Raw genomic sequence first — 11,933 nt, 5'->3', positions numbered from 1 at the left:
TGATTTTCCGGTTTTTTCGTCTTATTTGAGAGTTCACCATGTCCACCACGTTGTTTAAAGATTTCACCTTCGAAGCCGCTCACCACCTGCCGCACGTGCCGGAAGGTCATAAGTGCGGGCGTCTTCATGGTCACTCCTTCATGGTTCGTCTGGAGATCACCGGTGACGTCGATCCGCATACCGGCTGGATTATGGATTTTGCCGATCTGAAAGCGGCATTTAAGCCGACGTACGATCGCCTCGACCACTACTATCTGAACGAGATCCCCGGTCTGGAAAACCCGACCAGTGAAGTGCTGGCAAAATGGATTTGGGATCAGGTTAAGCCGGTTGTCCCGCTGCTGAGCGCGGTGATGGTAAAAGAGACCTGCACAGCGGGCTGCGTTTATCGCGGCGAGTAAGCTTACGCTGCCGGGTGGGGGTGTTACCCGGCATCATCGATTCGTCAGGCGATATTTAAATATTTGTGCGTCTGCATCGACAGGCGCCAGTTGCGGGCGATGCAGGTTTCGATACACAGTCGTGTAGCGTCGTCTTTCTGGCTGATCGGCTGAAGCGCAATCACCCGTTGCTTATCATCGGTCAGCGTTGCCAGTAACTCATCCAGCGCTTCGATGTCGCGCACGCGACCTACCGGGTGTTTGATCTCATCGGCCCGTTGCAGCGCCTGCGACAGCACGTCATAGCCGCCACGCATATTCACTTTTGGCGATACCGTCACCCAGGTAGTGTGAGAGCAGCGCACTTCATGCGTGCCGCTGGTTTCGATCTGGCAGCTAAAGCCGTTATGCTCCAGTAGCGTCGTCAGTGGGGTAAGATCATGAATGCACGGCTCACCGCCGGTGATCACCACGTGGCGCGCGGTCCAGCCCTGGCGGCCGATGATCGCCAGTAAATCTTCTGCGCTCGCCGCGCCCCATTTATCGCTCTCTTTGGTTTTCGCCAGAATACTGAACAGCGACACTTCCCGATCGGCGAGCTTATCCCAGGTATGTTTGGTGTCACACCACGCACACCCGACCGGGCATCCCTGTAAGCGAATAAAAATAGCGGGAACGCCGGTGAAATAACCCTCGCCTTGCAGGGTCTGGAACATCTCGTTAATCGGGTACTGCATAATCATCTCAGTAAAAGGGGTAAACGATAAGTATCGCAGATCCTGCCGGGAGGATCATGCGCCATCGGTGCTTTGCGCGTGAATTGCCGCCACGAACCGCGCGGTGATCTGCTGCGGACGGGTGATCGCTCCGCCAACCACCACGGCATGCGCCCCCAATGCAAAGCAACGAGCGGCCAACTCCGGCGTCTCGACGTTGCCTTCTGCAATCACCGGTACCGAGACGGCGGCGATCACCTCACGCAGCAGACGGCAATCCTCTTCCGGCAACCGGTGCCCCGCCGTTGCTGGTGTGTAACCGTAGAGTGTTGTACCCACGCAATCAAAACCAAGCGCCTGTGCGGCTTTTGCTTCAGCGACAGTAGAAACGTCCGCCATCAGCAACACTGACGGATAGCGGGCACGGATTTGCGCTACCAGTTCGCTAAGCGTCAGCCCACCGGGGCGCATTCTGTCCGTCGCATCAAGGGCGATAATCTCCGGCGCAACGCGCATCAGTTCATCCACTTCACGCAAGGTGGGCGTGATGTACACCTCGCTGTCGGGGTAATCGCGCTTGATGATGCCAATCACCGGCAACGAAACTTGCTGTTTTATCGCTTCGATATCCACTACGCTGTTGGCGCGGATCCCGGACGCGCCACCCTGCGCCGCCGCGACGGCCATTCGCGACATAATAAATGCGCTGTGCAGCGGTTCATCCTCCAGCGCCTGACACGACACCACCAGCTTACCTTTAAGTCTGTTCAATATTGTTTGCATCCGCGTCGCCTTCCTCTTTTTGAGTTTCATCCATCCGCTTTATTTGAAAATATTTATCACAAATAAAATTTAAGATGAAAATTATCACCAAAAAGGAAGATATTGATCAAACTTTTTCAACAGGGCTGGTATTCTGTTGTGGCTTTCACGATGGCCATTACTCATAAGGATCCTGCATGTCAGAAAAACAAAATCTGCTGCTAAGACTGCGGCAGAGCGTTTCCGGATATAGCCCCACGCAGCAAAAACTAGGGGAGTTTGTGCTGCGCGATCCTGCGAATGTGCTTTATATGACCATCACCGAACTGGCGAGAGAAAGCGGAACCAGCGAAGCCAGCGTGACGCGGCTGTGCCGTGCGCTAGGCTGTAAGGGCTACAACGAATTCAAAATGGCGCTGGCACTGGATACACAACAGCCTTCTTCAGGCCAGCCACCTGCCGATGAGATTGATCATATCGTGAATGAATCGGTGCAGGCGCTACAGGATACGGCGAAACTGCTGGATCGCACGCTGCTCACTTCAGCGGTAGAAGCGTTGCATCAGGCACGTTCAGTGCAAATCTATGGCGTCGCGGCCAGCGCGATCCTGGGTGAGTATTTACATTACAAGCTGCTGCGGCTCGGGAAACCGGCGCAGTTGTTCAGCGACATGCACCGCGCGGCAATGAACGCCAGCACGCTGTCAGAGGAGGATCTGGTGGTCGCCATTTCCAGTTCTGGCTCAACCCGCGACCTGCTTCATGTGGTCAAGCAGGCACGCAAACACGGTGTGAGTGTGCTGACGCTCAGCAACACCCCCAGCAGCCCACTTGCTTCCCTGAGTGATATCCTGCTGGTGGCCGCAAAACCGGAAGGCCCGCTCAGCGCTGGTGCACTGAATGCCAAAGTTGGGGTGATGCTGCTGGTGGAACTGATGACCACCACGCTGGTGGCGCGCGACCCGCGGTATGCTGAGACGAACCAGCTGACGGCCAGTGCGACATTGCCGCTTCTGTTATAAATAGCAGACACAAAAAAACCCGCCGAAGCGGGTTTTTTTCAGAACGAAGAGCAGGATTATGCCTGGCCTTTGATCTCTTTACGACCGTTGTACGGTGCTTTTTCGCCCAGCGCTTCTTCGATACGAATCAGCTGGTTGTATTTAGCAACGCGGTCAGAACGGCTCATAGAGCCAGTTTTGATCTGGCCTGCTGCAGTACCTACCGCCAGGTCAGCGATGGTTGCATCTTCAGTCTCGCCTGAACGGTGAGAGATAACAGCGGTGTAGCCAGCATCTTTCGCCATCTTGATAGCAGCCAGCGTTTCGGTCAGAGAACCAATCTGGTTGAATTTAATCAGGATGGAGTTAGCGATACCTTTTTCGATACCTTCTTTCAGGATCTTGGTGTTGGTTACGAACAGATCGTCACCAACCAGCTGGATTTTGTTGCCCAGCACTTTGGTCTGGTAAGCAAAACCGTCCCAGTCAGACTCGTCCAGGCCATCTTCGATGGAGACGATCGGGTACTGTTTGGTCAGCTCTTCCAGGAAGTGAGTGAATTCTTCAGAGGTGAACGCTTTGTTGCCTTCGCCAGCCAGAACGTATTTACCGTCTTTGTAGAATTCAGATGCTGCGCAGTCCATCGCCAGAGTGATGTCCTGACCCAGTACGTAGCCTGCTGCTTTAACCGCTTCAGCGATAACAGCCAGTGCTTCGGCGTTGGAGCCCAGGTTCGGCGCATAGCCGCCTTCGTCACCCACCGCCGTGTTCATGCCTTTGGATTTCAGTACTTTAGCCAGGTGATGGAACACTTCAGAACCCATACGTACGGCTTCTTTCAGGGTTTTCGCGCCAACCGGCTGAATCATGAATTCCTGAATATCAACGTTGTTGTCTGCGTGCTCACCACCGTTGATGATGTTCATCATCGGAACCGGCATGGAGAATTTGCCCGCGGTGCCGTTCAGCTCAGCGATGTGCTCATACAGCGGCTGACCTTTAGACGCAGCTGCTGCTTTGGCGTTAGCCAGAGAGACCGCCAGGATTGCGTTCGCACCGAAGTTAGATTTGTTTTCAGTACCGTCCAGGTCGATCATGATCTTATCGATACCAGCCTGGTCTTTAGCATCTTTGCCCAGAACTGCCTGAGCGATCGGGCCGTTAACCGCTGCAACAGCTTTGGTTACGCCTTTACCCAGGAAGCGGGATTTGTCGCCATCGCGCAGTTCCAGCGCTTCGCGGGAACCCGTAGAAGCACCTGACGGCGCTGCTGCCATACCGACGAAACCACCTTCCAGGTGTACTTCGGCTTCAACAGTCGGGTTACCACGGGAGTCGATGATTTCACGACCGATGACTTTAACGATTTTGGACATTAGGTTTTCCTCAGTACAAGTTAAACTAAAACTCCAGACAAACAATGCACCCCGTAGGGTGCACTGCTGTTCTAACTTTTCTTACTTCTCCTGACGCTTCTGGTACTCGCCAGCGGCTTTCACAAAGCCGGCAAATAGCGGGTGCCCATCACGCGGCGTAGAAGTAAACTCCGGGTGGAACTGACAAGCCACGAACCACGGATGGTTCGGCACTTCGATGATCTCGACCAACTGATCATCCCCGGAACGGCCCGCAACACGCAGGCCCGCAGCTTCGATTTGTTTCAGCAGCATGTTGTTAACTTCGTAACGATGACGATGGCGTTCGGTGATGACCGGCGTACCGTACAGCTTGCGAACCAGGCTGTCATCAACCAGCTGACAAGCCTGCGCGCCCAGGCGCATGGTGCCGCCGAGATCGCTTTTCTCTGTACGGACTTCAACGTTACCGTCTTCGTCACGCCACTCGGTAATGAGCGCCACAACCGGGTATTTACAGTCTGGCACAAATTCCGTTGAGTTGGCGTTTTCCATACCTGCTACGTTGCGCGCAAACTCCATCAGCGCAACCTGCATACCCAGGCAAATACCCAGATACGGGATATTGTTTTCACGCGCATAGCGTGCGGTAGCCACTTTGCCTTCTACACCGCGGTAGCCAAAGCCACCCGGGATCAGAATCGCGTCCAGACCTTTCAGAATATCAACGCCGCGGGTTTCTACATCCTGCGAATCGATAAGTTTGATGTTGACGGTCAGACGGTTCTTCAGGCCACCGTGTTTCAGCGCTTCAATCACTGATTTGTAGGCGTCCGGCAGTTCAATGTACTTGCCGACCATACCAATAGTGACTTCACCTGCCGGATTGGCTTCTTCGTAGATAACCTGTTCCCATTCGGCCAGGTTTGCTTCCGGACAGCTCAAGCTGAATCGTTTACAAATATAATCGTCCAGACCCTGTGATTTCAACAGGCCCGGGATTTTATAAATAGAATCGACGTCTTTCAGAGAAATAACGGCTTTTTCAGGAACGTTACAGAACAAAGCAATCTTGGCGCGTTCGTTAGCAGGAACAGCGCGATCGGAACGGCAGATCAGAATATCCGGCTGAATACCGATGGAGAGCAGCTCTTTAACAGAGTGTTGCGTCGGTTTAGTTTTGACTTCACCCGCCGCGGCCATGTACGGCACCAGCGTCAGGTGCATATACAGCGTGTGCTCGCGGCCCACTTCAACCGCCATCTGCCGAATCGCTTCAAGGAATGGTAATGACTCGATATCGCCCACCGTACCGCCGATTTCGACCAGCACCACGTCATGGCCTTCGCCACCGGCAAGAATGCGTTCTTTAATGGCATTGGTGATGTGCGGAATAACCTGAACGGTCGCGCCCAGGTAATCACCACGGCGCTCTTTGCGCAGAACGTCTGAGTAGATACGACCCGTGGTGAAGTTGTTGCGGCGCGTCATTTTGGTACGAATGAAGCGCTCGTAGTGACCCAGGTCCAGGTCGGTTTCAGCGCCGTCTTCAGTAACGAACACTTCCCCGTGCTGGATTGGGCTCATGGTACCCGGATCGACGTTGATGTACGGATCGAGTTTCATGATGGTCACGTTGAGGCCACGGGCTTCGAGAATGGCTGCGAGGGAGGCTGCGGCAATGCCTTTACCCAGAGAGGAAACTACCCCGCCGGTCACAAAAATATAGTTCGTTGTCATGCTGAACCTGAGAAGTTAGGTTTAAAAGACGATGGAATAACCAGGACGGGAAAGTAGTATACCCGAACATGGCAGGCGCCACAAACTTTCATTCTCCCTCCTTTTCCTCAGGTTCACACGATACGGGGAGGGAGAAAATAGCTGCTTTTGGCGAAATGTTTTTGACGCAAATCAAGCGCTTGTCATTTTAAAAATCACACAAATTGCGCTTGATAGCGAAAAGTCTTTAGAGATCAGTTTCCTGTTGTTTTACCTGTTGCCAGACGGCTTCCATGATATCGAGATCAACCCCGGTCATTTCCAGGCCACGTTCGGCAACAATCCTTTCCACTTCACGGAAACGACGCTCAAATTTGAGGTTCGCTTTTTGCAGCGCCACTTCGGCTTTTACGCCAAGATGACGGGAGAGATTCACCGTGGCGAACAACAGATCGCCCACTTCTTCTTCCAGTTTTGCCTCATCGATGACGGCCTGCTGCGCTTCGTGCATCACTTCGTCAATCTCTTCATACACTTTATCCAGCACCGGACCAAGCGTGGTCCAGTCAAACCCCACTGCCGAGCAGCGGCGCTGAATTTTATGGGCGCGCATCAGCGCAGGCAGACTTTGAGGAATGTCGTCCAGCGCCGAATGCTGGGCTTTTTCGGCACGCTCCGCGCTTTTGATCTGCTCCCAACGGGCCAGCACTTCCGTACTGTTGCCAGCAGTGGCGTCACCGAAAATATGCGGGTGACGGCGCTCCAGTTTGTCGCTGATGGCAGCGCAAATGTCATTAAAATCAAAGCGCCCTTCTTCCTGAGCCATTTGCGCGTAAAACACCACCTGGAACAGCAGATCGCCCAGCTCACCGCGCAGATCGTCAAAATCCTCACGGTTGATGGCGTCCAGCACTTCATACGTTTCTTCGAGGGTGTAAGGCGCGATAGTGGCAAACGTCTGCTCTTTGTCCCACGGACAACCGTTTTCCGGGTCGCGCAGGCGCTGCATAATGCCGAGCAGGCGGTCGATATTTTTACCCTGGGAGGTCATTTGCAATATCTCCTGACAATGTATGACTGCATGGGGAAGAGTCTGCTCACCCTCGGACTCATAAGCGCCAGACTAATAAACTTTGCAGAATGACAAATATAAGCGCTCCATATTGTACTGAAATATAGCGAGCTAGCCCCATGGATCTTATGAGTTCTATACCATGCCAATGGTAACGCGTTACATCATAAAAAACCACAGTGATTTGCATTACCGACAACATAGCAATCAATAAAATGAATAAAACCCAGAAAAGGTTGTTATTAAGCGAAATAACAATGCGTCGAATATGATATAAACCCAAAAGAATTAAAATTGAGCACAAAAAAAACAAGAAAACTGGCAACCAGTTATTTTGTGGAAACAAAAGGTTATCAATCATAGGACAACCTTATTTATCGACCTGAATAGCAGGCAACACAGATATTACTGTGGTGACATCGCTGACCACCTCGAGTAATAAAGCTGGTTTACTCATTTCTTGTATACCTCGTATGTAATCAGTCTGATGTGATTTTATACCAAAGAGACTCCATGATTTTTCTCTGGGTGTTGGTATATGCCTTGCCAGCCCATACCCGGAAAAAACAAGATCGGCTACCCCATAGGCTGCATCCGCATAAGGGTCTAATCCCATTTTATTAAAAGAATATCGGTATGCTTCTCTTAACGGGCCTGACGCCTCTTCATAAGCCACCAGATAATAACCATTTTCATAAATATTATTGATACCCTGGATAATCATTGCTGTCCCTGTTGCGGCTCCCATGCCTTCAGAGATAATACAAATGCCTGTTCCCGTGGCTGTCTGGCCAAAACCGGCCAGAAACCCGACTATTTTTGTAAATAGCGTCTGAAGTTCTTTCTTCCTTTCCTCTTTGTATGCCAGTTCAGCAAGATGCCTTGAATATATTTTGTTATTAACGACCATTCCTTTTTGGTAACGCAAAACTTGAGCTTTATATTTCAAGACGTTAACCCCACCAGCCAATGAGAAACAATTTCGATGAATATCCTCTTCGACAGATCTAATAACCTCTCTGACCTTTATCATCATCTTTGCTTTTTCAAAGAGAAATGGGTCACTCCCCCATAATTCCATCGAGGCACGTAGATACTCTTTTTTTACTTGCTCAAAATTTTCTTTCATAACATCCCACCTTACGAACCGCCTATTCATAGGAGTAATAATTACGCAACAAATATTTCATTCAGCAATAATAAAAAGACATACCAAATGCATATATCGGATTGTTATACTCTTCATGAAAGAAATTTTAAATATGTATATTCTGGAGCAAGAAATAAAAGTGAACTCTGGTAAAAAATTACCAGAGTTCACTTTTTAATTATCAACCGCCGTGCAAACGGCGGGCGTCGATAACATCTGATACCTGATTCAGTTTACCGAGCACGCGGCCCAGCACCTGCAGGTTGTAGATTTCGATGGTCATGTCGATGGTCGCCAGTTGCTGTTTGGTGTCGCTGCGGCTGGCAACGCCAAGCACATTGACCTTTTCGTTGGCGAGAATGGTGGTGATGTCGCGCAGCAGGCCGCTGCGGTCGTTGGCGATAACCCGGACCACCAGCGAATACCCGGCAGAATAGCTTTCTCCCCACACCGCGTCGACGATGCGTTCCGGTGCGTGGGATTGCAGCTCCGCCAGCTGGTCGCAGTCTGCCCGGTGCACGGAAATCCCGCGCCCCTGGGTGATAAAACCGACAATCTCATCACCGGGGATCGGCTGGCAGCAACGGGCGATATGGTGCATCAGATTACCGACGCCCTCGACCACTACCCGCCCGTTATCTTTACTGCGGGCCTGCGGCGTGTACGTTTTCTGCTGAAGCTGTTTCAGCGCGGCGGCATCCTCTTCCGCCGCACTCGGTTTGTTGAATTGCGACTGCAGGAAGTTGACCATCTGGTTGAGACGAATATCGCCGCCGCCAATGGCCGCCAGCAGTTCGTCAACCTCGTTGAAGTTGTAGCGCGGCAGCAGATGTTTTTCCGCTTCTTTCAGGCTGATACCCAGGCGTTCCAGCTCTTCGTCGAGGATCTGACGACCCGCGAGGATGTTTTTATCGCGATCCTGTTTGCGGAACCAGGCGTGAATTTTCGAGCGCCCGCGGCTGGTCGTGACATAGCCCAGGTTCGGGTTCAGCCAGTCGCGGCTCGGGTTCGGCTGCTTCTGGGTAATGATTTCGATCTGATCGCCCATCTGCAACTGATAGGTAAACGGCACGATGCGCCCACCAATTTTCGCCCCGATACAACGGTGCCCCACATCGCTGTGGATATGGTAAGCAAAATCGAGCGGCGTTGAGCCCGCCGGAAGATCCACCACGTCGCCTTTTGGCGTAAAGACGTACACCCGATCGTCGAAGACCTGGCTGCGAACTTCGTCCAGCATTTCGCCGGAATCGGCCATCTCTTCCTGCCAGGCGATCAGCTTACGCAGCCACGCAATGCGATCCTCATAGCCCGTGCGTGCACCGGCGACCGCGCCTTCTTTGTACTTCCAGTGTGCCGCCACGCCGAGCTCGGCGTCTTCATGCATCTGTTTGGTGCGGATCTGAATTTCGACGGTTTTACCGCCAGGCCCCAGCACCACGGTATGAATGGACTGATAGCCGTTTGGCTTCGGGTTAGCAACGTAATCGTCGAACTCATCAGGCAGGTGGCGGAAGTGAGTATGCACTATCCCCAGCGCGGCGTAGCAGTCCTGCAGACGCTCTGCCACGATGCGCACCGCGCGGACGTCAAACAGTTCGTCGAAGGCGAGGTGTTTTTTCTGCATTTTGCGCCAGATGCTGTAAATATGCTTCGGACGCCCGTACACCTCAGCCTTGACCCCCTCTTCTTTGATAGAGGAGCGCAACTGGCCGACGAATTCGTCGATGTAATGTTCCCTGTCGATACGGCGTTCATGCAGCAGTTTGGCGATGCGTTTGTATTCCGCCGGGTGGAGATAACGGAAGCAGTAATCTTCCAGCTCCCATTTCAACTGGCCGATACCCAGACGGTTCGCCAGTGGCGCATAGATATTGGTACACTCTTTCGCCGCCAGTACGCGTTCATCTTCCGGCGCGTCTTTGACTTCCCGCAGATGCGCGATACGCTCGGCGATCTTAATGACCACGCAACGGAAATCATCCACCATCGCCAGCAGCATCCGGCGCACGTTATCAACCTGCTCTGAGGAAACAGCGTCGGTGTGAGTGGCTTTTAGCTGGCGGATCGCGGCCATATCGCGGACGCCGTGGATCAAATCCACCACCGATTTCCCGACGCTCTCGGTCAACACCTCTTCGCTGACCACATCGCTGTCGACCAGCGGGAAGAGCAACGCCGCGCGCAGGGTATCGATATCCATACTGAGCGTGGAGAGAATTTCCGCCATCTCAACACCGCGCCACAGCAGCAGATCCGCATTCGTCTGTCCCTCGGTGTGTTCACGACAATATGTCCATGTCTCGGCTAAGCGCTCACATGACTGCGGGCTGGTGATCCCCAGACTTGCGATCCACTTCTGTGGATCAAATTCCCCAGCCTTATTTAGATGTGCACTTCGTACCGCAACCATTGTCCTCTCCTTTTGGGACCGGGCCTGACGAATTCGACAAGCCGTAAACTGTCTGTCAGTTATCCACGCACAAACAGCACCATGGATTCCAGGTGCCCGGTGTGCGGGAACATGTCGAGCATTGCCAGGCGCTGGATCTGATAGCCGGCCTGTAACAACGCGTCGCTATCCCGCGCAAGCGTCGCAGGATTACATGAAACATAGACCACGCGCGTCGGCGCAAGTTTGATAATGTGCGCCATTACGCCGGGTGCGCCCGCGCGGGCCGGGTCGAGCAGCACTTTATCAACGCCATGTTTTGCCCACGCCTGGCGGGTGACATCTTCCTCCAGATTTTCATGAAAGAAGGTCACATTCTGTAAATGATTTAACGCGGCGTTTTCACGCCCTTTTTCCACCAGCGCGGGAACCCCTTCCACGCCGATAACCTCTGCCGCATGGTGCGCCAGAGGCAGGGTAAAATTGCCCATACCGCAAAACAGGTCAAGCACGCGATCCTCCGGCTGAACGTCCAGCCAGGCCAGCGCCGTCGCCACCATTTTCTGGTTTACGCCGTCATTCACCTGAATGAAATCACGCGGACTGAACGTTAAGCGTAGACCGTTTGACGTATACCAGGGCGCCTCGCCAGTCACGTGTTCCAGTATCTCGCTTTGCGGTGCCAGATAGAACGCAACGTCATGCGTATGCGAAAAGCATTCCAGTTTTTCTTTATCTGCTACCGGTAATGCAGCCGTATGGCGCAGCACCATCAGCGGGCCGTTATCGGCCAGTACCAGTTCAATGTGCCCCAACTGGCGCGCAGATTTCAGATGACTCAGACAATCGTGCAACGCCGGAAGCAGCGCCTCAAGACGGGGCACCAGAACAGGGCACTGCCGGATATCGACGATATCGCTGGCGTTCGCCTTGCGAAAACCCATCTGTAATTGTTGGGTCTTCGGTTGATAATTCAAGCTCAGGCGCGCACGACGGCGATAGCCCCACGGCGTACCGTCGATAACCTCGTCCACCTCATGCTTCATCATCCGCTGTAACGCGGCGCGTTTACTGCGTTGCTGCAGCGCGACAGAAGCATGTTGCTGCTGGCAACCACCGCAGACGCCAAAGTACGGGCAGCGCGGGGTTTCACGTTCCGGGCTATCATTGAGTCGACGTTTGACCTTGCCGCGGGCATACTGTTTTTTATCCTCGGTGAGCGTGATTTCCGCGCTCTCCTGCGGCAGTAAGCCATTCACAAATAGCGCTTTTCCGTTATGTCGGGCAACGCCCTGACCAAAGGGATCGAGGTCATTGACTGTCACGGTTATGATCTCACGCGTCGTCACGCGTCGTTTTGCAGAGTAGAATTGCGCCATTGTAGAG

At 53.0% G+C, this 11,933-nt stretch carries 11 protein-coding genes; 2 read left to right on the top strand and 9 right to left on the bottom strand.

Features of this window, described 5'->3' with window-relative positions:
- The first annotated feature begins 38 nt into the window (after positions 1–38).
- Positions 39–401, top strand: a complete 363-nt coding sequence (queD, locus tag AOY23_RS04445; RefSeq protein WP_054177622.1) for a 6-carboxytetrahydropterin synthase QueD — start codon at positions 39–41, stop codon at positions 399–401.
- A 44-nt stretch (positions 402–445) separates the two neighbouring features.
- On the opposite strand, the gene queE is transcribed toward queD, so the two are convergent.
- Complete coding sequence (gene queE, locus AOY23_RS04440) at positions 446–1,117, bottom strand: 7-carboxy-7-deazaguanine synthase QueE (protein WP_054177813.1); 672 nt, start codon at positions 1,115–1,117, stop codon at positions 446–448.
- A gap of 54 nt (positions 1,118–1,171) precedes the next feature.
- Entirely contained in the window at positions 1,172–1,879 is a 708-nt protein-coding gene (locus tag AOY23_RS04435; protein ID WP_054177621.1) for an N-acetylmannosamine-6-phosphate 2-epimerase, read from the bottom strand.
- Positions 1,880–2,055: 176 nt separating this feature from the next.
- On the opposite strand from AOY23_RS04435, the gene AOY23_RS04430 reads away from it, so the two are divergent.
- A complete protein-coding gene (locus AOY23_RS04430) occupies positions 2,056–2,880 on the top strand; it encodes a MurR/RpiR family transcriptional regulator (protein WP_054177620.1) in 825 nt (274 codons plus the stop codon).
- A 56-nt stretch (positions 2,881–2,936) separates the two neighbouring features.
- Here the strand turns inward: AOY23_RS04430 and eno are convergent, their stop codons facing one another.
- The 7 genes from eno to rlmD all read right to left on the bottom strand — a co-directional run bounded on the left by eno (position 2,937) and on the right by rlmD (position 11,926).
- Positions 2,937–4,235 (bottom strand): phosphopyruvate hydratase, encoded by a 1,299-nt coding sequence (gene eno / locus AOY23_RS04425; RefSeq protein WP_038157623.1) that lies wholly within the window; start codon positions 4,233–4,235, stop codon positions 2,937–2,939.
- A gap of 81 nt (positions 4,236–4,316) precedes the next feature.
- Positions 4,317–5,954, bottom strand: a complete 1,638-nt coding sequence (gene pyrG / locus AOY23_RS04420) for a glutamine hydrolyzing CTP synthase (protein ID WP_049850489.1) — start codon at positions 5,952–5,954, stop codon at positions 4,317–4,319.
- A 226-nt stretch (positions 5,955–6,180) separates the two neighbouring features.
- Positions 6,181–6,984 (bottom strand): nucleoside triphosphate pyrophosphohydrolase, encoded by an 804-nt coding sequence (mazG, locus tag AOY23_RS04415; protein ID WP_054177619.1) that lies wholly within the window; start codon positions 6,982–6,984, stop codon positions 6,181–6,183.
- 58 nt (positions 6,985–7,042) lie between these two features.
- Positions 7,043–7,366 carry a hypothetical protein gene (locus AOY23_RS04410; RefSeq protein ID WP_054177618.1) on the bottom strand — a complete coding sequence of 108 codons (324 nt, stop codon included), beginning with the start codon at positions 7,364–7,366 and terminating at the stop codon, positions 7,043–7,045.
- Between the two features lie 9 nt (positions 7,367–7,375).
- Positions 7,376–8,134, bottom strand: coding sequence for a DUF4225 domain-containing protein (locus tag AOY23_RS04405; protein ID WP_054177617.1), 759 nt, complete (start codon positions 8,132–8,134; stop codon positions 7,376–7,378).
- A 202-nt stretch (positions 8,135–8,336) separates the two neighbouring features.
- Entirely contained in the window at positions 8,337–10,568 is a 2,232-nt protein-coding gene (gene relA, locus AOY23_RS04400; RefSeq protein ID WP_054177616.1) for a GTP diphosphokinase, read from the bottom strand.
- 59 nt (positions 10,569–10,627) lie between these two features.
- Entirely contained in the window at positions 10,628–11,926 is a 1,299-nt protein-coding gene (gene rlmD, locus AOY23_RS04395) for a 23S rRNA (uracil(1939)-C(5))-methyltransferase RlmD (RefSeq protein ID WP_054177615.1), read from the bottom strand.
- Positions 11,927–11,933: the final 7 nt, after the last annotated feature.

The organism is Trabulsiella odontotermitis, assembly GCF_001297775.1.
GTDB lineage: Bacteria > Pseudomonadota > Gammaproteobacteria > Enterobacterales > Enterobacteriaceae > Trabulsiella > Trabulsiella odontotermitis.
Note: the sequence above shows the minus strand (reverse complement) of the source record. Positions and strands in the feature narration are given on the sequence as shown.

Coding starts and splice junctions, on each gene's coding strand:
- rlmD (WP_054177615.1), bottom strand. CDS start 11,926: ATGGCGCAATTCTACTCTGCAAAACGACGCGTGACGACGCGTGAGATC.
- AOY23_RS04435 (WP_054177621.1), bottom strand. CDS start 1,879: ATGCAAACAATATTGAACAGACTTAAAGGTAAGCTGGTGGTGTCGTGT.
- eno (WP_038157623.1), bottom strand. CDS start 4,235: ATGTCCAAAATCGTTAAAGTCATCGGTCGTGAAATCATCGACTCCCGT.
- queD (WP_054177622.1), top strand. CDS start 39: ATGTCCACCACGTTGTTTAAAGATTTCACCTTCGAAGCCGCTCACCAC.
- queE (WP_054177813.1), bottom strand. CDS start 1,117: ATGCAGTACCCGATTAACGAGATGTTCCAGACCCTGCAAGGCGAGGGT.
- mazG (WP_054177619.1), bottom strand. CDS start 6,984: ATGACCTCCCAGGGTAAAAATATCGACCGCCTGCTCGGCATTATGCAG.
- AOY23_RS04410 (WP_054177618.1), bottom strand. CDS start 7,366: ATGATTGATAACCTTTTGTTTCCACAAAATAACTGGTTGCCAGTTTTC.
- pyrG (WP_049850489.1), bottom strand. CDS start 5,954: ATGACAACGAACTATATTTTTGTGACCGGCGGGGTAGTTTCCTCTCTG.
- relA (WP_054177616.1), bottom strand. CDS start 10,568: ATGGTTGCGGTACGAAGTGCACATCTAAATAAGGCTGGGGAATTTGAT.
- AOY23_RS04430 (WP_054177620.1), top strand. CDS start 2,056: ATGTCAGAAAAACAAAATCTGCTGCTAAGACTGCGGCAGAGCGTTTCC.
- AOY23_RS04405 (WP_054177617.1), bottom strand. CDS start 8,134: ATGAAAGAAAATTTTGAGCAAGTAAAAAAAGAGTATCTACGTGCCTCG.